This window comes from Kocuria sp. CPCC 205231, assembly GCF_040980965.1.
Lineage (GTDB): Bacteria > Actinomycetota > Actinomycetes > Actinomycetales > Micrococcaceae > Kocuria > Kocuria rosea.
Map to the genome: position 1 here is coordinate 69546 of NZ_JAVKPP010000002.1, position 18017 is coordinate 87562.

General features: G+C 74.4%; 17 protein-coding genes. 8 read left to right on the forward strand and 9 right to left on the reverse strand.

Going from position 1 to position 18017, the window contains the following annotated elements; genetic code table 11:
• Nucleotides 1-80: 80 nt before the first annotated feature.
• Together RF640_RS02010 and RF640_RS02015 are read right to left on the reverse strand one after the other, a co-directional pair.
• Nucleotides 81-1661, reverse strand: coding sequence for an alpha/beta hydrolase (locus RF640_RS02010; RefSeq protein WP_109221393.1), 1581 nt, complete (start codon nt 1659-1661; stop codon nt 81-83).
• Between the two features lie 195 nt (nt 1662-1856).
• Nucleotides 1857-3317: an MFS transporter gene (locus RF640_RS02015; protein ID WP_109221394.1), complete on the reverse strand. Its 1461-nt coding sequence runs from the start codon at nt 3315-3317 to the stop codon at nt 1857-1859.
• A gap of 219 nt (nt 3318-3536) precedes the next feature.
• On the opposite strand from RF640_RS02015, the gene RF640_RS02020 reads away from it, so the two are divergent.
• Complete coding sequence (locus RF640_RS02020; protein ID WP_109221395.1) at nt 3537-4463, forward strand: DUF5996 family protein; 927 nt, start codon at nt 3537-3539, stop codon at nt 4461-4463.
• A 7-nt stretch (nt 4464-4470) separates the two neighbouring features.
• On the opposite strand, the gene RF640_RS02025 is transcribed toward RF640_RS02020, so the two are convergent.
• On the reverse strand, nt 4471-4908 hold the full coding sequence (locus RF640_RS02025; protein ID WP_017834687.1) for a GNAT family acetyltransferase: 438 nt from the start codon (nt 4906-4908) through the stop codon (nt 4471-4473).
• Nucleotides 4909-5038: 130 nt separating this feature from the next.
• Here RF640_RS02025 and RF640_RS02030 point away from each other — a divergent pair, with 130 nt between their 5' ends.
• Nucleotides 5039-5653: a hypothetical protein gene (locus RF640_RS02030; protein WP_017834686.1), complete on the forward strand. Its 615-nt coding sequence runs from the start codon at nt 5039-5041 to the stop codon at nt 5651-5653.
• Complete coding sequence (locus RF640_RS02035; protein ID WP_017834685.1) at nt 5650-7248, forward strand: GMC family oxidoreductase; 1599 nt, start codon at nt 5650-5652, stop codon at nt 7246-7248. Before RF640_RS02030 ends, RF640_RS02035 begins: the two co-directional genes overlap by 4 nt.
• 21 nt (nt 7249-7269) lie before the next feature.
• Here RF640_RS02035 and RF640_RS02040 read toward each other — a convergent pair whose 3' ends face one another.
• Nucleotides 7270-8067, reverse strand: coding sequence for an IclR family transcriptional regulator (locus RF640_RS02040; RefSeq protein WP_017834684.1), 798 nt, complete (start codon nt 8065-8067; stop codon nt 7270-7272).
• Nucleotides 8068-8149: 82 nt separating this feature from the next.
• Nucleotides 8150-8470: a putative quinol monooxygenase gene (locus RF640_RS02045; protein ID WP_017834683.1), complete on the reverse strand. Its 321-nt coding sequence runs from the start codon at nt 8468-8470 to the stop codon at nt 8150-8152.
• A gap of 136 nt (nt 8471-8606) precedes the next feature.
• Here RF640_RS02045 and RF640_RS02050 point away from each other — a divergent pair, with 136 nt between their 5' ends.
• From RF640_RS02050 to RF640_RS02060, 3 genes are read left to right on the forward strand one after another with little or no spacing between them, the layout of a single operon-like run.
• The gene (locus RF640_RS02050) at nt 8607-8990 is read left to right on the forward strand and encodes a hypothetical protein (RefSeq protein WP_017834682.1); all 384 of its coding nucleotides are present in this window, start codon (nt 8607-8609) and stop codon (nt 8988-8990) included.
• Between the two features lie 45 nt (nt 8991-9035).
• The gene (locus RF640_RS02055) at nt 9036-9746 is read left to right on the forward strand and encodes a FadR/GntR family transcriptional regulator (protein ID WP_095650268.1); all 711 of its coding nucleotides are present in this window, start codon (nt 9036-9038) and stop codon (nt 9744-9746) included.
• A 7-nt stretch (nt 9747-9753) separates the two neighbouring features.
• Nucleotides 9754-11856, forward strand: coding sequence for a bifunctional anthranilate synthase component I family protein/class IV aminotransferase (locus RF640_RS02060; protein ID WP_109221396.1), 2103 nt, complete (start codon nt 9754-9756; stop codon nt 11854-11856).
• Here RF640_RS02060 and RF640_RS02065 read toward each other — a convergent pair.
• The 3 genes from RF640_RS02065 to RF640_RS02075 are packed head-to-tail and all read right to left on the reverse strand — an operon-like array spanning nt 11853 to nt 15064.
• Nucleotides 11853-13262, reverse strand: coding sequence for an aminomethyltransferase family protein (locus RF640_RS02065; protein ID WP_017834679.1), 1410 nt, complete (start codon nt 13260-13262; stop codon nt 11853-11855). The genes RF640_RS02060 and RF640_RS02065 overlap by 4 nt on opposite strands.
• A 57-nt stretch (nt 13263-13319) precedes the next feature.
• Nucleotides 13320-14174 (reverse strand): formyltetrahydrofolate deformylase, encoded by an 855-nt coding sequence (gene purU, locus RF640_RS02070; RefSeq protein ID WP_035923823.1) that lies wholly within the window; start codon nt 14172-14174, stop codon nt 13320-13322.
• A 17-nt stretch (nt 14175-14191) separates the two neighbouring features.
• On the reverse strand, nt 14192-15064 hold the full coding sequence (locus tag RF640_RS02075) for a methylenetetrahydrofolate reductase (RefSeq protein ID WP_109221397.1): 873 nt from the start codon (nt 15062-15064) through the stop codon (nt 14192-14194).
• A gap of 291 nt (nt 15065-15355) precedes the next feature.
• Here RF640_RS02075 and RF640_RS02080 point away from each other — a divergent pair, with 291 nt between their 5' ends.
• Nucleotides 15356-16573, forward strand: coding sequence for an MFS transporter (locus RF640_RS02080; RefSeq protein WP_081994034.1), 1218 nt, complete (start codon nt 15356-15358; stop codon nt 16571-16573).
• On the opposite strand, the gene RF640_RS02085 is transcribed toward RF640_RS02080, so the two are convergent.
• Nucleotides 16560-17600 carry a LacI family DNA-binding transcriptional regulator gene (locus tag RF640_RS02085; protein ID WP_017834652.1) on the reverse strand — a complete coding sequence of 347 codons (1041 nt, stop codon included), beginning with the start codon at nt 17598-17600 and terminating at the stop codon, nt 16560-16562. The genes RF640_RS02080 and RF640_RS02085 overlap by 14 nt on opposite strands.
• A 192-nt stretch (nt 17601-17792) precedes the next feature.
• Between RF640_RS02085 and RF640_RS02090 the strand changes: the two genes are divergently transcribed.
• Nucleotides 17793-18017 (forward strand): hypothetical protein, encoded by a 225-nt coding sequence (locus tag RF640_RS02090; protein WP_249033704.1) that lies wholly within the window; start codon nt 17793-17795, stop codon nt 18015-18017.

Genomic DNA, 18017 nt, shown 5'->3' on the forward strand with positions numbered 1-18017 from the left:
GATTTCCCTGGTGGCTGGGCCGGTGCGGGGGCGATCTCGTACCGGCCGCTTTCTGCCCGCTCCGCCGCGGGCCCTCCGGCTCAGCAGATCCGCTCCTCCGCGGGCAGCACGCCCTCGAGGAGATGAGCGGTGACCGTCTCGTCGATGCACCGGTTGCCGGTCGCGTAGGACCCGTGCCCCTCGCCCACCCGGGTCAGCAGGTGCCCGCCCTCGAGCTGCTCGGCCAGCGCCTGCGACCACGCGTAGGGCGTGGCCGGGTCCCCCGTGCCGCCGACCACCAGGATGGGCCCGGCACCGGCGGCGTCGATCGGGGCGGGCACGCCGACGGGCTCGTGCGGCCAGGCCCCGCAGGTGACCTCGTCGTGGCTGAACCAGTCACCGAGGGTCGGGGACACCTCCTGCAGCTGCGCGTCCAGCGCCGCCATCGCGGCGGGGTCGTCGTCCTCGGGAAGGTCGAGGCAGTTGATCGCGATGTTCGCCGCGCTGGAGTTGGCGTAGGTGCCGTCGGGTCCCCGGCCGTAGGCGATGTCCGCAAGGCGCATCAGTCCCGTCCCGTCCCCGTGCTCCGTGGCCAGCGTGAGGGACTGGGTCAGGAACCACCAGATGCGCGAGTCGTAGAGCGGTTTGATGAGCCCGCTGACGGCGTCGTTCACGGTGAGCGGCCGCCCGTCGGCGGTCGGCAGCGGCTGCACCTCGGTCTGCCGGAGCAGCGCCTCGATCTCGGCCGTCCCCTCGTCGACGGTCCCCTCGAACGGGCACCCGTCCAGGGGCAGGCAGGACTCGACGTACACCCGGAGGGCACGTTCGAAGCCGGCGGCCTGATCGAGGGTCAGTCGGGCCCCGTCGAGGGACGGATCCACCGCCGCGTCCAGCACGAACCGTCCCGTCCGCTCGGGGAAGAGGTCGGCGTACGTGGCGCCGAGCCGGGTGCCGTAGGAGTAGCCGAGGTAGTCGAGCTCCTCGTCGCCGAGCACCGCCCGCAGGATGTCCAGGTCCCGGGCGGCGCTGACCGTGTCGACCTCGCCGAGCAGCGGGCCGGTGTTCGCCGCGCACGCCGCGGCGAACCGTTCGGCCGCCGCGACGGCCTGGGCCAGGCCCTCCGGGGTGTCGGGGTCGACCGTGGTGGCCCGGCTCGCGTCCATGGCGGCGTCGTCGAGGCACTGCACCGCGGTGGAGCTGCCCACGCCCCGCGGGTCGAAGCCCACGATGTCGTACGCGGCCCGGACGCGCGGGTCCAGTCCGGCCGCCCACGCCTCGATCGAAGCCGTCCCGGATCCGCCCGGGCCGCCGAAGTTGACGAGCAGGGAGCCCTGCCGGGCGGCGGGGTCGGTGCTCGGCACCCGGGTGACCGCCAGCTGGATCTGCCCTGCGGCCGGGTTCTCGTGGTCGAGCGGCACCTGCACCAGGGCGCACTCCGCCGCCGACCCGCACGGGGTCCAGACGGGCTGCTGGGCGTAGAAGTCCTCGAGCCCGGGCGGCACCTGGGCGGTGACGAGGACGCCGGGCGGCGGTGCGGCGACCGTGGCCGCCCCGGCCGCCGGAGCGGTCGCCAGCAGCACGGCCAGGGCCAGGGCGGATCCCGGCCGGCGCGTGCGCCGGCGCCTCCGGTCGCGGGGACCGGGGCCGGAGGCGGGGCGGTGGTCGTTCTCGGGAGCACGCATGGCTCACCACTGCTTTCGGTCGGACCGGCCGGACGCCGGTGCGCGAGCACGAGCGCGGACGCGCACGTCAGGATCCTGCCACCGGCCTCGCGGCCCGCCCGGGCACCGGGCGCCCCCGCGCCCCTCGGCCCCGGCCTCCACACCCCACCGGGGTCCCACCAGGGGCTTCAGGCTAGGAGCGCGCCGATCGGGCGGTCAAGGATGTGTCGTGGCGCGAAGGCCTCCCGGCCCGCCCCGCGCCGCGGGCGGTCGGAGGACCACGGCGGACAGCAGCCCGCCCGCCGCGAGCAGGCCCGCGCACAGCCCCATGACCACGGGGAACCCCGCACGGAGCCGGGCCGGGTCGGTGAGACCGGTCTCCCCGAGCCCGCCCACCAGCGGGATCGCCGCGACCGCGAGCAGGCCCGCCGTGCGCGCCACGGCGTTGTTGACCCCGCTGGCCAGCCCGGCCTGCTCCGTGGGCAGCGCGCCGAGGACCGTGGCGGTCAGCGGCGTGACCAGCAGGGTCAGCCCGGCGCCGAACACCGCGGCCGGCACCAGCACCTCCAGGAGGTAGTGCGCCCCGGGCCCGGCCCGGCCCAGCAGGAGCACCCCGAGCGCGGCGATCAGCGGCCCGGCGGTCATGGGCGCCCGCGGACCCACCCGGTGCACCAGGGCGCCCGCGGACGGCGAGAGCAGCAGCATCAGGACGGTGACGGGCAGCAGGGACAGCCCGGCGGCCACGGGCGAGAACCCGGCTCCCACCTGGAGGGCGACGACGAGGACGAAGAAGACCGCGCCCAGGCCGGCGTAGACCACGAAGGTGATGACGTTCGCCGCCACGAACAGGCGCTGCCGGAACAGGGCGGGCGGCAGCAGCGGGGACCTCGCACGCCGCTCCCGGAGCAGGAACGCCGCCAGCAGGACGGCCCCGGCCGCGAGCGCCCCGCCCGCCGCCGGCACCGACGGGTCGTCGCCGGACGCGGTGGTCAGCCCGAGCGTCAGCGCCCCGAGACCGGCCACCAGCAGCGCCGCGCCGGGCACGTCCAGCTGCGGGCACGCCGCCGGGTTCCTCGACTCGGGGACGTGCCGGCGGGCGATCAGCGCCACGGCGAGCGCCACCGGGAGGTTGACCAGGAACACCCACCGCCACGAGGTGGTCTGGACGAGCCAGCCGCCCGCGAACGGCCCCACGGCCGAGGCCACCCCCGTGAGCCCCGACCAGGCGCCGATGGCGCGGGCACGGTGCTCCGGGGCGAAGGAGGCCTGCAGGATCGCGAGCGCGGTCGGCACCAGGAGGGCGCCGCCGATCCCCTGGACGGCCCGCGCGGCGACGAGGACGGTGACGTCCGGGGCCAGGCCGCACAGCGCGGAGGCCCCGGCGAAGCAGCCGACGCCGATCAGGAAGATCCGGCGCCGGCCGTACCGGTCCCCCAGCGAGCCGCCGAGCAGGACCAGGGCGGCCAGGGTCAGCGTGTACCCGTTGACCACCCAGGTCAGGCCGGTGCTCCCCGCGCCCAGGTCGGCGGCGACGGACGGCAGGGCGATGCTCACCACCGTCGTGTCGATGAACGTCAGGGCCGAGCCGAGCACGGTGGCGGCCAGCACCCAGCGAGCCCGCCGCTCACCCCAGGCCAGCGGCTCGGACGGAGGGCCGTCGCCGGAGGATCGCACCATGGGCAGCTCGTTCCTCCTCGGTACGGGGGTCGGTACCGGGGTCGGTCCCGGGGTCCGGCACGGGGTCGGGCACGGGGCCCCGCCGGAGCACCCCGCGCCGTCACCGGATCGTTCCCGCCCAGTGTCCCACTGGGAGGACCCCCGGTCCCGTGCCCGCGGCCCCGGGCGCCCTGGACGGACCGCCCGGTGGGGCAGCACACTGGGGCGCAGGAGGCCACCATGACCCACGTCGCGTTCCCCGAGATGCCCTACGAGTCCTGGCGGGACACCCTGGACACCCTCCACCGGTTCGCGCAGGTGGTCGGCAAGGTGCGGCTGGCGTCCGCGCCGCGGCGCAACCACTGGTGGAACGTGCCGTTCCACCTGACCGGCCGCGGCATCACCACCCGGCCGATGGGACGGGACCCGGTCTTCGCCGTCGACCTCGACCTCCTGGACCACCGCCTCGACGTGAGCACCGCCGCCGGGGCCCGGCACTCCTTCGCCCTGCCGGGGCTGTCCGTCGCCGAGTTCCACGCCCGGGTCCTGCACGCCCTGGAGGCGGTGGGGGTGGAGGTGACGATCGCCCGTCCCCACCCGTTCGACCTGCCCGACTCCGGGCGCCCGTTCGGCGCCGACACCGAGCACGCCGCCTACGACACCGCCGCCGTCACCCGCTACTGGCAGGTCCTCGGCCAGGTGAACCTGCTGCTGGAGGAGTTCGCGGCCGGCTGGTCCGGGAAGACCAGCCCCGTGCACCACTTCTGGCACACGTTCGACATCGCCGTGACCCGCTTCGCGGACCGCTTCGTGGATCCCCCGCCCGGCACGGACCCCGTCACCCGGGAGGCCTACTCCCGGGAGGTCATCAGCTCCGGGTTCTGGTTCGGGGACCCCACGTTCCCGGAACCGGCCTTCTACTCCTACACCGCCCCGGAGCCCGACGGGCTGGCCGGTGAGCCCCTGCGGCCGGCCGCCGCGTCCTGGCGCGAGCGCGGCGGCAGCCACCTCGCGGTCCTGCGCTACGACGACGTGCGGGCGCTGCCCGATCCGCACGGCGCCGTCCTGGAGTTCTGGGACAGCGCCTACCGGGCGGGGGCGCGCCGCAGCGCCTGGGACTTCGCCCGCTACGACTGCCCGCAGGGCGTCACCGACCCCCTGCGCTGAGCCGGGCTCAGCCGCTCTGCCGGGCCTGCCGCTCGGGGTCGAAGAACTTCCCGAGCACCACGGTGTCCTGGACGGCGTAGCCCATCCGCTCGTAGAACTCCCGGGTCCCCGTGTTCGTGCTGCGGACCATGAGCTGCATCTTCGGGATGCCGCGCCCGGCCACCCACCCCTCGGCGGCGACCATCAGCTCGCGGCCGAGCCCCTGGCCCCGGCGGGACGGGTGCACGGCCACGTAGTACACCCACCCCCGGTGGCCGTCGTGGCCCACCATGGCGGTGCCGGCGAGACGCCCCTCCTCGACGGCGGCCAGGACGGTGGAGGTCGGGCCGGCGAGCGCCCGGTCCAGGTCCGCCCGCGGGTCGTTCCAGGGGCGGGTCAGCCCCGCCTCCTCCCACAGGGACACGGCGTCCTCGTGCAGGTGCTCCGGCAGTCGTTCAACGATCACACGGCCTCCTTCGGTCGGCCCATGCTCTCACGGGCGCCGATTCTCGTCCTGCGATAACGGACCTGGCCCGCGGACGTGCGCTGGCTCACACTCTGAGACACACCCGTCACCGCCGACGAGGAGGAGACCCATGGTTTATCCCGCGAAGTACTCCGCTCTCAACGCCCTCGCCCTGACGGACGAGGCGAAGCGCACCCTCACCCGCGTCATCCGGGTGGCGTTCCCCCACCCCCGGATCCCCGACGGCCCGTACGAACGGATGGCGGAGAAGATCGCCGCCGAGGCCGAGGACTCCACGTGGTTCCGGATGGCCCTGACCCAGGGGCTGCTGACCCTGAACTCGCTCAGCGACGCACCGTTCGTGGAGCTGTCCGACGACGCCGCGCTGAAGGTGCTCAAGCGGATCGCCGACCTCGAGTTCTTCGGCTTCATCCGCCGCACCACCGTGCTGCACCTCTACGACGACCACGAGGTGTGGGAGGCCCTGGGCTACGAGGGCGAGTCCTTCTCGAAGGGCGGCTACCTGCACCGCGGCTTCGACGACCTCGACTGGCTGCCGGACCCGCGCGTCGAGGAGTCCGAGGAGGAGCTGGCCGAGTGCGGGCCCCTCGGCTACCCGGTGGCGACCGCGGCCCCCAAGGAGGGGTGGAACCTGGACCAGCAGGGCGCCTCCGAGACCACCGAGCAGCCCTTCAGCGACCTCTTCAAGGGGTCGGACGTCATCGAGCACGGGGAGACCGCATGACCACCACGCCCCAGGACCAGCAGCGCGCCGCACGGATCGAGCTCGACGACGACTCCGCCGTCGTCGTCATCGGCTCCGGAGCCGGCGGAGGCACCCTCGCCCACGAGCTCACGGAGAAGGGCGTCAAGGTGGTGCTCCTCGAGGCCGGGCCGCACCTGACCAGCGAGGACTGGGTCAACGACGAGTGGGAGGCCTTCCACCAGATGGCCTGGCTGGACCCGCGCACCACCACGGGGTCGTGGCGGATCGCCCGGGACTTCCCCAACCTCCCGGCGTGGATCGTCAAGGCCGTCGGCGGGACCACCACCCACTGGTCCGGGGCCACGCCCCGGTTCAAGGCCCACGAGTTCCGCACGCGCAGCGTCTACGGGCGCGTCGACGGCGCCAACCTCCTGGACTGGCCGATCGGCCTGGAGGACCTCGCCCCGTACTACGACCGGGCCGAGCAGAAGATCGGCAGCACCCACCGCCACGGCCGGCCGCCGCTGCCCGCGAACAACAACTACAAGGTGCTCGCCGCGGGCGCGCAGAAGCTCGGCTACCGGCACTACGCGACCGGCCCCTACGGGACCAACGCGGAGCCCTACGACGGGCGGCCGGCGTCCGTCCAGGACGGGTTCAACTTCCAGGGCGACAAGAACCGCTCGAAGTGGTCCACGCTCGTCTCGGAGATCCCCAAGGCCCTGCGCACCGGGAACCTCGACCTGCGTCCGGACTGCCACGCCGTGCAGATCACCCACACGGAGAAGGGCCTGGTCGACAGCGTGCTCTACGTCGACGGCGAGGGCCGGGTCCAGCGGCAACGGGCACGGCTGGTGGCGGTGGCGTGCAACGCGATCGAGACGCCCCGGCTGCTCATGCTCTCCGGCTCCCCGCTGTTCCCGGACGGGCTCGCGAACTCCTCCGGGCAGCTGGGCCGCAACTACATGCGGCACACCACGGGCTCGATCTACGCGCAGTTCGACCGGCCGGTGCACATGTACCGGGGCGAGACGATGGCCGGGCTCGTGGCGGACGAGTCCCGGCACGACGTCGACCGCGGCTTCGCCGGGGGCTACTACATGGAGACGATCTCCCTGGGCCCCGCCTTCCTCGCCAGCTTCGTGGACCCCGGCTCCTGGGGGCCGGAGTTCACGGCCCTGCTGGACGGCTACGAGAACACCGCCGGGATGTGGGTGGTGGGCGAGGACATGCCGCAGGAGAGCAACCGGGTGACCCTCAACTCCTCCGTGACGGACCACCTGGGACTGCCCGTGCCCAACGTGCACTTCGACGACCACCCGAACGACGTGGCGATGCGCAACCACGGCTATCAGCAGGCGTCCCTGCTCTACGAGTCCGTGGGCGCGACCTCCGTGCACCACACGCCGCCCTACCCGTCGACGCACAACATGGGCACGGCCCGGATGAGCGAGCGCCCCGAGGACGGGGTGACCAACGCGTTCGGCCAGACCCACGACGTGCCGAACCTGTTCGTCGCGGACGGCTCCCTGTTCACGACCGGCGCGGCGGCGAACCCGACGCTGACGATCGTGGCCCTGGCCGCCCGGCAGGCGGACTACATCGCCGAGCAGCTGGCGGGACGCCACCTGTAGCCGTCGGACGTGGAGGGCTGCTCAGCCGGTCGCGGACCGGACCGGGCAGCCCTCCGCGGCGCGCAGGGCCCGTCCCACCCGGTCCGCGGCGTCCCGCAGGACCGGCGCGATCGCCCGGTGCCGCCGCTCGAAGTCGGTGGGCCGCAGGGACACGGCCACGGAGCCCAGGGTGCGCCCGGCGGAGTCGACCACCGGCGCGGCCAGGCACGAGGCGCCGGGCACGAACTCCTCGCGCTCCACGGCGACGCCCTCCGCGCGCACCCGCCCGAGCTCGCGCCCCAGCTCGTCCGGCGTGGTGAGCGTGCGGTCCGTCAGGGGGCGCATCCCGTGGCGGCCGAGGTAGTCCGCCACCTCGTCGTCGTCCATGCGGGAGAGCAGGATCTTGCCGAAGGCCGTGGCGTGCGCGCCGCCCGTGAAGCCGAAGTCCATGGGGTCGATGCGCGGCCGGCGCGGGGAGTCGACCACGTGCGCCACCACCACGGCGTCACCGCGGTAGACCGCGAAGTACGCGGCGGCGTCGGCGCTCCCGTGCAGCTCCCGCACCGCGCGCTGCACGGTGGCCGGGGTCGCGACCTGCTGACGCAGCGAGGCGTCGAGCGCGTGCAGCTTGTAGCCCAGACCGTAGCGGCGCTGGTCCCGGAGGTGCACCACGTGCTCGGAGGCTACGAGCGTCTGCAGCAGCCGGTAGACCGAGGGCAGCGGCATCCCCAGCTCGGTGCTGATGTCCTTGGCCGTGGCGCCCCGGGGATCCCGCGCGACCACGTCCAGGAGGGCGAAGGCTTTCTGGACGGAGGCCATGCCGGTGTCGCGTGCGGTCATGCCTCACATTGTGGCGTGCCGGGTTGCACATGCCAACAGCCCGGGAGCCTCGCTCCCGGGCCGGCGGCGCGCCGTCGGACGGTCAGCCGACCGTGATCTCCCCCATCCGGTTCCAGCCCGAGGCGGAGATCTGCTCGCTGATGATCTGCGGGGTCTCCACGAGCGCCTGGGGCGCCTCCGCCGTGAACTTCCTGAAGTGGTCGCTGTTCACGTGCGGGCCCGCGCCGTCGTCCGCGAAGGCCTCGACGAGCACGAACTCGTGCGGGTCCTCCACGCTGCGGGACCAGTCGAACCACAGGTTGCCCGGCTCCGCGCGGGTGGCCTCGGTGAACTCCTTCGAGAACTCGACCCAGCGGTCGGCCCACTCCGGCTTCACCTTGAACTTGACGACGATGAAGATCATCCCTGCTCCCCTCTCGCGGACGTCCCGGTTCACCCCGGGACTCTCGGTGCCAGTGTCGCGGCCCGTGGAAGGGCCCGCCAAGGGAGGTTATCGCGGACCGATAACGACGGCGCCCGGCGCACCGTACGGTGGACCCATGACCGATCTGCACCGCACCCCGCCGACCGCGCCGGACGCCGTGGACCTCGACGGGAGGACGTTCGTGGGCGTGTCCAACGCCGCCGACGGGGACGTCGGCTCCGACACGGTCTTCGACTACCACCAGGAGGACGACCTCGTGTGGGCCGAGTACGCGGGCGGCTCGGTGCGCCGGGGCTTCCTCGTCGGCACGCGCGCCGGGGACGGGCTGAGCTTCCGCTACTCGCACCTGGACCGTGCCGGGGAGACCGCCGGCGGGGCGTGCACGTCCCGCATCGAGGTGCTCGGGGACGGCAGGGTGCGCCTGCACGAGACCTGGGCCTGGGAGTCCCGGGCGGGCACGGGGCGCAGCGTGGTCGAGGAGGTCGGCCGCCGGCCCTGACGCCCCGGGCTGCGGGGGCCGCTCCCGGGGTGGGATCATGTCCCCATGAGCCGCAACCTCACCTCCGCCCTCGTGGACGACCTCCGGGCGCGCATCGTGGACGGGCGCATCTCCCCCGGCGAGCGCCTGCCCAGCGAGAGCACCCTGATCGCGGAGCACGGGGTCAGCCGCACGGTGGTGCGCGAGGCCGTCGCCCGGCTGCAGGCGGAGGGGCTCGTGCACACCCGGCGGGGCAGCGGCAGCTTCGTGCTGACCCCTCCGGCCGCGCCCGGCGGGACGAGCCGGCCGGTGCGGACCCTGCAGGACCGGCGCCGCCTGCTGGCCTTCCGCACCGGGGTCGAGTCCGAGGCCGCGGCGCTGGCGGCCACGGCGCGGGAGGAGCACCAGCTCGCCCGGATGGAGGACGCCCTGGCGCGGTCCGAGGAGGAGGTCGACAACCCGGCCGCGTCCCTGGAGAACGACTTCGAGTTCCACCGGACCGTGGCGGAGGCCAGCGGGAACCCGTACTACGTGGACGCCCTGACCGGCCTCGGGCCCGCCATGATCACCATGCCGCCGCGCCGGCTGGACGGCGCCCCCGGCGGCGGGCGCGCGGCCCGGGTCGCCGCCGAGCACCGGTCGGTCCTGGACGCGATCCGGGCCCGCGACCCGCTCGCCGCGTCGGCGGCGATGCGCGCGCACCTGGCGAACTCCCGGTGGCGGCTCGAGGCGGAGGCGGGCGACGGGCCGTCCGCGACCGCCCCGGGGAACGGCTGAGGCGGCCGTGACGACGCAGGAGGTCCTCACCGGGGTCCGCCTGTCCCCGGTGCAGATGCTGCGGGCCCTGCGGGACCAGCCCGGGCTGGTGGGGCTGTTCGGCGACTGGTCCGGCGGCGACACCGTGATCGGCGTGCGGCCGCTCCGGGTGCTGGGCGCCGGCGAGGACCCCTTCGCGGCCCTGGACGCCCGGGTCCCGCTGCCGGACGCCCCGCTGCCGGGTGCCACCCCGGAGGGGGATCCCCCGCCGGACGACCCCCAGGAGGCGGCCTTCGGCGGCGGCTGGATCGGCTACCTCGGCTACCAGCTGGCCCGGCGCCTCGAGCGGCTCCCCGCCGCCCCGCCGCGCCCCGCGCGGCTGCCGGACCACCACCTCGGGTACTACGACCACGTCCTGCGCCACCGCGCCGCGGACGGCGCCTGGGTGCTCGAGTGGCTGCCGGGCACGGACCCGGCCCGGGTGGCGGCCGCGCGGGAGCTCGCCCGCACGGCGCCGGACGCCCCGCACGCACCGGCGCCCTACCGGTGCGGGCCCTTCACGGCCGACGCCTCTGCCGCCGCGCACGCCGCCGCCGTGACCGCGGTGCTGGGCCACATCCGCGACGGCGACGTCTTCCAGACCAACGTCTGCCGCGGTCTCGAGGCCGGTTTCCGGGGCGACCCGCTGGACCTGTTCTGCGCCGGCCAGGAGGCCCTGGCCCCGCGCTTCGCCGCGTTCCTGCGCCTCCCGGAGGGGGCCGCGGTGGCGAGCCTGTCCCCGGAGCTGTTCCTGCGCCGCACCGGGCGCACGGTCCTGACGTCCCCGATCAAGGGCACCGCACCGGCCGCGAGCGACCCCGCGGCGCTGCACGGCTCGGCGAAGAACCGGGCGGAGAACGTCATGATCGTGGACCTGATGCGCAACGACCTCTCCCGGGCGTGCGTGCCCGGGTCGGTGCGCGCCCCGGCCACGCCCCGGGTCGAGCCGCACACCGGGGTCCACCACCTGGTGGCGGACGTGCACGGGCGGCTGCCCGCGGGGCTGGGGGACGGGGCGCTGCTGCGGGCCACGTTCCCCCCGGGGTCCTGCACGGGTGCGCCCAAGATCCGGGCCATGGAGATCGTCAACGCGCTCGAGCCCGCGGCCCGCGAGATCTACACGGGGGCGATCGGCCGCGCGGGCCCGGCCGGTCTGGTGCTCAACGTGGCGATCCGCACCTTCGAGTTCACCGGCGACCGGGTCCGGCTCGGGGTGGGCGGCGGGATCGTGGCCGACTCCGACCCCGCGGACGAGGCGCACGAGACGCTCGTGAAGGCGGTGCCCCTGCTCGACGCCGTCGGGGCCGTGCTGGACGAGGACCTCCGGCGGGACTGGGACGGGCACCGGCCCGCGACCGTGCTCGAGCTCCTCCCGGCCCTGCCGGTCCTCCCGCCGGCCCGGGAGGAGGGGGTGTTCACCACGCTGCTCGTGCGCGAGGGCGCGCCCGTGGACCTCGAGGCCCACCTCGCCCGGCTCGGCGCCAGCTGCCTCGCCTGCTGCGGTGCGGCCCTGCCCGCAGGCGTCCGCGGCGAGGTGCTGGACCGGGCCGCCGCGCTGCCCGGTCCGCACCGGCTGCGGATCACGGCCGTGCCCGCCCCGGGGGGCGCCGTGACCGTGACGGTCACGGCCACGGCCCTCCCCCCGGAGCCGGTGCCGCCGTGGCGGCTCGTCCCCGTCCGGCTGCCCGGCGGCCTCGGGGGGCACAAGTGGGCGGACCGCCGGGTGCTCGCCCACGAGCCGGTCCCCGGGCTGTGGTCGCGCAGCTGCGACCCGCTGCTCGTGGACGCGGACGGCATGCTCCTGGAGACGGGCCGGGCGAACGTCTTCGTCGTCGTCGACGGCGCCGTGCTCACCCCGCCCGCGGACGGACGGATCCTGCCCGGGGTGGTGCGCGCCCGCGTGCTGGCGGCGCTGCGCGCCGCCAGCACGGACGTCCGCGAGCGCCCGGTGGCGTGGGCGGAGCTCGCCCGCGCCACCGAGGTGTTCGTGACCAACTCGGTGGCGGGCGTGCACCCCGTCGGGGCGGTCGACGGCCTCGGGCGCTGGGAGCCCGGGCCCGTGCTGCGCGCCCTCGGACCGCTCCTCGGCTAGCCCTTCGCCGAGGCGGTCCGCCACCCCCCGTGGTAGTCCTTGCGGACCACCTCGGAGTAGGGCACGGGGCTGACCACGGCCCGGACCTCGAGCTGCTCGTGCGGCTCCACGGTGGTCTTGCGACTGCCGCCGTCCGGCTCGCCCCAGACGACCTTCAGCTCGGTGCCCTCGGGCACGTTCGGGTCGATGGTCGCCAGGGACAGGCCCTTGCGCTCGTTGTAGCTGTAGCCGGTGAACATGGACAGGCCCACCGTGCGGCCGTCGGCGTCGACCACCGCGTCATAGTTGGACGAGCCGTAGTTGGCCAGGGGCAGGTCGAAGTACTTGTAGTCCGGGCCCTCGGTGTCGAACAGGGAGGCGAATATCTTCGTCATGTCCTCGGCGTTCCAGGCCAGGGTCGCCTTCCGGCGCTGGGTCGAGGGGTCGACCTGCTCCAGGGCGTCGCGGCCGATGAAGTCGTGGTCGAACTTCACGAAGGACCCGTAGCCCAGCTCCCACGGCGTGAGGTAGTAGTCCTCGATGTTCTCGGAGACGAAGCTGCCGGCGAGCGCGTTGGTGGCCTCGTAGCTGTCCGCCCCGAGCCACCTCCGGTAGTCCGCCGTGCCCTCCCCGGTGTAGATCGCCGGCAGCGGGGACGGGATCCAGCCCGACTCGAGGGTGTTCGAGGGGTACGCCCGGGCGCCGACGGGCACAATGCCGAACTCGGCGCCGGCCTCCAGGATCGTGGCCCGCACCTGGTCGTAGGACTCGTAGGGGCCCCAGATCTCCAGCCCGGGGGCGCCGGCCATGCCGTGGCGCAGGGTGCGCACCCGGGCGCCGCCCACGCTCATGCGGTCCATGGTGAAGAACTTCAGCTGCTCGAGCGGCCCGCCGTTGAGCTTCTCGATGATCTGCCACGCGCTGGGGCCCTGGATCTGGAAGCGCCAATACTTCCGGACCACGGGCTTGCCCATCGGTCGGGACGGGGAGCGGCGGTCGACCTCGATGTCGACGTCGTAGCCGCCGGTCTCGCCGTGGTAGAGCAGCCAGTTGGCGGCCGGGGCGCGGCCCACGTAGACGTACTCGTCCTCCTCCTGGTGGAACAGGATGCCGTCGCCGATGACGTGGCCGGCCGGGGTGGTGGGCACGTACTGCTTCGCCTTGTTCACGGGGAACGTCCTCGTGCTGTTGATCGCGGTGTCCGAGATCAGTCGCAGGGCGTCCTTGCCGCGGATGAACAGGTTGTCCATGTGGTGGGACTGGTCGTAGAGCACGGCGGTCTCCCGCCACGCCTTCTGCTCGCTGCGCCAGTTGTGGAACTCGGGCGCGACCACGGGGTAGACGTACGCGCCGATCTGCGAGTTGCGGAGCAGCTCGACGGTGCCGTTCGAGGCGTCGAGGACGTCCTGGAGAGTGCGGGGTGCCACGGTTGACTCCTTCTCTGCGGTGGTGCCCCGGCCGCGACGGCGCGGCCGGGGCGGGGATCAGAACACGATGGTCTGGCGGTCGTGCCGGATGATGCGGTCCTGGCAGTGCCACAGCACGGCGCGGGAGAGCACCTGGCGCTCCACGTCCGCGCCGCGGCGGGCGAGCTCCTGCGCGGAGTCCCGGTGCGAGGCCCGGACCACGTCCTGCTCGATGATCGGGCCCTCGTCGAGGTCCTCGGTGACGTAGTGCGCGGTGGCGCCGATGATCTTCACGCCCCGCTCCTTGGCCTTGCGGTACGGCTCGGCCCCGATGAAGGCCGGCAGGAACGAGTGGTGGATGTTGATCACCGGCACCCCGACCTCGGTCAGGAACGTGGAGGACAGGATCTGCATGTAGCGGGCGAGGACCACGAGGTCGACGTTGCCCTGCAGCAGGCGCAGGTGCTCCGCCTCGGCCGCGGCCTTGTCCTGGGTGGGGACGTGGAAGAAGGGGATGCCGAAGCCGCGGACGTCCTCGGCCATGTCGGGGTGGTTGGAGACGACCATGGAGATCGTCATGGGCAGCTCGCCCCGGCGCTGGCGCCAGACGAGGTCGAGCAGGCAGTGGTCGGACTTCGAGGCGAAGATCGCCACGCGCCGCGGCACCGAGAGGTCCGTGAACCGCCACTCCAGCTCGAACCCGTCCGCGAGGGCCGCGCCGAGGTCCTGCTCGAGCGCCGGCCGCAGGGCCGGGTAGCCGGGCAGGTGGAAGACGGTGCGCTGGAAGAACGCCCCGCCCTCGGGGTCGTCCGAGTGCTGGTCGAGGGCCACGATGTTCGCGCCGTGCCGGGCGAGGACCTCGGTGACGACGGCGACGATCCCCGGCTGGTCCCGGCCGTGCACCACGAGGCTGGCGTGGTCCGGGCGGAGCATGGACGGGCGGGCCGCGCTCACGGGGTCCCCCCGTCCGTCCCGAACTCGCGGACCCACTCGGCCGTGGCCCGCAGCCCGCCGAAGGTGTAGAAGTGCAGCAGCACCTGCCCGTGGACGGTGGGGTCGAGGCCGGCGGCGAGGTCGCGCAGGAAGCGGTCCGGGCCCGCGGTGCCCAGCAGGTTCGTCAGGGAGAAGCCGTACTTCTGGACGATCCCCGCCGAGGTGCCCACGCCGAAGCGGCGCGCGTAGCCGAGCAGCCGCCGGACGCCCGCCGGCCCCGGCACCCCGATCCGCACCGGGGTGTCGACGCCGCGGCGGCGCACCTCGGCCAGCCACTCCAGGACCGGGTCCTTGTCGAAGCCGAACTGGGTGATGATCTCGGGCTCGAGGCCCTGCTCGCGGATCGCGGCCGTCTTGTCGGTCAGGGCGGACCAGAGGGCGGCGTCGTCGATGCCGGGGTGGCCCTCCGGGTAGCCGCTGACGCCCACCCCCCGCACGCCGTGCCGCGGGAGCACCCCGGTGCGGATGACGGAGAGGGAGTCCGGGTAGGGGCCCTCGGGGGTTTCGGGGTCCCCGCCCACCACGAACACGTGCTCGGCGGCGCCGACCTCCGCGAGCGCCGCGAGGAACTCCTCGAGCTCGCCCTGGGAGCGCAGCCTCCGCGCCGAGAGGTGGGGCACGGGGACGAAGCCGTGCTCGCGCACCGCGCGGGCCGCGGCCACGCGCATGCCCAGGTCCTCGTTGCCGAGGAAGGTCACGTTGATCCGGGTCCCCGCAGGGACCACGGCGGCGGCCTCCTCCAGGGCCGGCACGTCCTTGCCCGTCATCTCGAGGGAGAAGTCCCGGAGCAGCGCGGCGGCCGGTCCGGCGTGGGGCGGGTCGATCGGCATCGGTCCACATCCTTTCCGCGGCGCGTGCCCGGAGGGCGCGCCGCGGGCGTGGGGTTCACACGGTCTCGCGGCCAGTGTTGCAGGTCACAATAACTATGTACAGAGTGTTTACGTGGGAGCATGCCCAGCACCCTGCGAACACCCCGAGGCCGGTCGGTACCCGCGGCACCGGGAGCGCGGTGCGCAAAGTTCCTACGCTGCACGGGGTCGGAGCGCTGTCGCAGTACCGTGGAGCCTGTCCGGACCGCCTCTCGCGGGGCCGGCCTGCCCCCGATCCCCGAGGAGACCCCCGTGCCGAGCCCGCACGCCGATCCGCCGAGCGCCCCGACGTCCCGCCGGGCACTCGTCTACCTCGCCGTGTGCGTGGTCCTGATCGGGCTGAACCTGCGCACGGTCTTCTCCAGCTTCTCCGCGATCCTCCCGGAGATCACCGCGGCCGCCGGCCTCCCCGGGTGGGCGGTCACCGTGCTGACCACCGCCCCGGTGACGCTGCTCGGCGTCTTCGCGCCGTTCGCGCCGCGCCTGGCCCGCCGGTTCGGGTCCGAGAACGTGCTGCTGGGCGCGATGGTGGTCCTGACCCTGGGCCTGGTGGCCCGCGGGCTGCCCCTGCCCGGGGCGAGCGCCCTGCCGCTGCTGCTCGCGGGGACGGTCGCGTGCGGCGCCGCGATCGCCCTGGGCAACGTGCTGCTGCCGTCCATCGTCAAGCGGGACTTCGCCCACCGGATCGGCCTGATGAGCGGGCTCTACACCACCGCGATCTGCGCGTCCGCCGCCCTCGGCGCGGGCCTCACCTACCCGGTGTTCCAGGCCACGGGCTCCTGGCGGGGCTCCCTGGCGGTGTGGGCGGTGCCCGCGGCCGTGGTGGTGGCGCTGCTCGTGCCGGTGGCGCTCCGCCGCCGGGCGCCCGGCCCCCCGCCGCCAGGGACCGACGGGCCCGGCCCCTGGCGCTCGCCGGTGGCCTGGCAGATCACCCTGTTCATGGTCTTCCAGGCGATGATGTCCTTCAGCGTCTTCGCGTGGCTCGCCCCCATCCTGCGGGACCGCGGGATCGACGGCGCCGCCGCCGGGCTGATCGTGGCCGTGTCCATCCTGCTCCAGATGACGGGCTCGCTCTTCGCCCCGGTCCTGGCCGCGCGGATGGCCGACCAGCGGGTGCTGAACGCCGCGGTGGCCCTCATGGCCGGCGGCGGCTTCGTGCTCTCGATCTTCGGGCCCCTCCAGCTGATCTGGGTCTGGACCGGGCTGCTGGGGCTGGGCCAGGGCAGCCTCACCGCCGTGGCCCTGACGATGATCGCGCTGCGGACCCGCAGCAGCCACATGGCGGTGCGGCTCTCGGGCATGATGCAGGGCGTCGGCTACGGCGTGGGCTCCTCGGGCACCTTCCTGGTGGGGCAGCTGCTGCACTGGACCGGGGGCTTCGCCGCGGCGGGCGTCATGTTCGCGGCGGTCGGCACGCTCGCGGCGGTCTTCGGCTGGCAGGCCGGCCGGGCCCGCCTCATCCGGGAGTGACCACCCCGTCCGCCGCGCCCCGGGGCGCGGCGGTGGAGGAGCGCTCGACGAGCGAGGTCTGGAGCTGGAGCGGGTGGACCCGGCGGGACCCGCCGGCCAGCAGGGTGATCGCGCGCTCGACGGCCATCTCGCCCATGGCGTGCAGGGGCTGGCGCACCGTGGTCAGCTTGGGCGAGGCCCAGCGCGCGAGCAGCGTGTCGTCGAAGCCGACCACGCTGAGGTCCTCGGGCACCCGCAGCCCCGCCTGCCGGGCGGCCTCGAAGGCGCCGAGGGCGGCCTCGTCGGAGGCCGCGAACAGGGCCGTGGGCGGGTCCTCGAGCTCGAGCAGCTCCTGGGCGCCGGCGAAGCCCGCCTCGTAGCTGAACCCGCCGCCCGTCACGAGGCCGGGGTCGTGCGGCACCCCGGCGTCCTCCAGGGCGCTGCGGTAGCCGGCCAGGCGCTCGCGCGCCGGGACCGAGCCCCCGGCGCCGCTGAGGTGGCCGATCCGGCGGTGCCCGAGCCCCAGGAGGTGGGTGGTGGCCTCGTGCCCGCCGGCCCAGTTGGTGGAGCCGATGCTGGGAACCGTGGACGGCAGGCTGTTCACGGGGTCGATGGCCACCAGCGGGACCTGCGCGTGGGCCGCGGCGGCCACCTGCTCCGCGGTCAGCGGGGTGGTCACGGCGATGACCGCGGTCTCGCCCGTGCGGCCGCAGCGGGCGAACCAGTCCTCGGAGAACGGGGGGACGTCGCCCTGCTCGAGGCTCGGCAGCGTGCTCAGCATGAGGTCGGCCTCGGCGCGGCCGCAGGCGTCCACGGCGCCGGCCATCACCTGGAGGGAGTAGTTGCTCTCGAGGGTGTCGAAGACGAGCACGATGGCCGTCCGGGGCCGGCGGGCGGCCGAGCCCGTGTAGCCGAGGTCGGCGACCGCGGCCCGGACCCGCTCCCGCGTGTCCTCCCCCACGTCCGGGCGTCCGTTGAGCACCTTGGAGACCGTGCCCTTGGAGACGCCGGCCTGGGCGGCCACCTGGCTCAGCGTGGTTCTCTTCATGCGGGACGATCTCCTCGGACGCGGGCGGGTCACGGGCGCACGGCGAAACGTTTCGACGCACTTCGCCGCAGTGGCCCCGGTCACACCAGGGGGTTGACGGGTGTGAAACAGGCCACTTACTCTTCTCGCAACGAAACGCTATACGAAAAGTTTCGTAGGCGCAATGCATTGCTCGACGACGAGGAGAACGCCATGACCACCCACCGCAGCCTCCGCCCCGCGCCCGCCGGCGCGCACCGGGGCCCCTTCTCCCCCCGCTCGCTGTCCCGCATCGCGCTCGTGGGCGCCGCGGCCCTGACCCTGGCCGGGTGCAGCGCCGGGGCCCAGCCCGGCGGCGGGGGCGGCGAGGGCGGCGCCAGCGCCTGGACGCTGACCGGCGGCGCCGAGGAGACGTTCCGCAGCTCCTTCCAGGCGTGA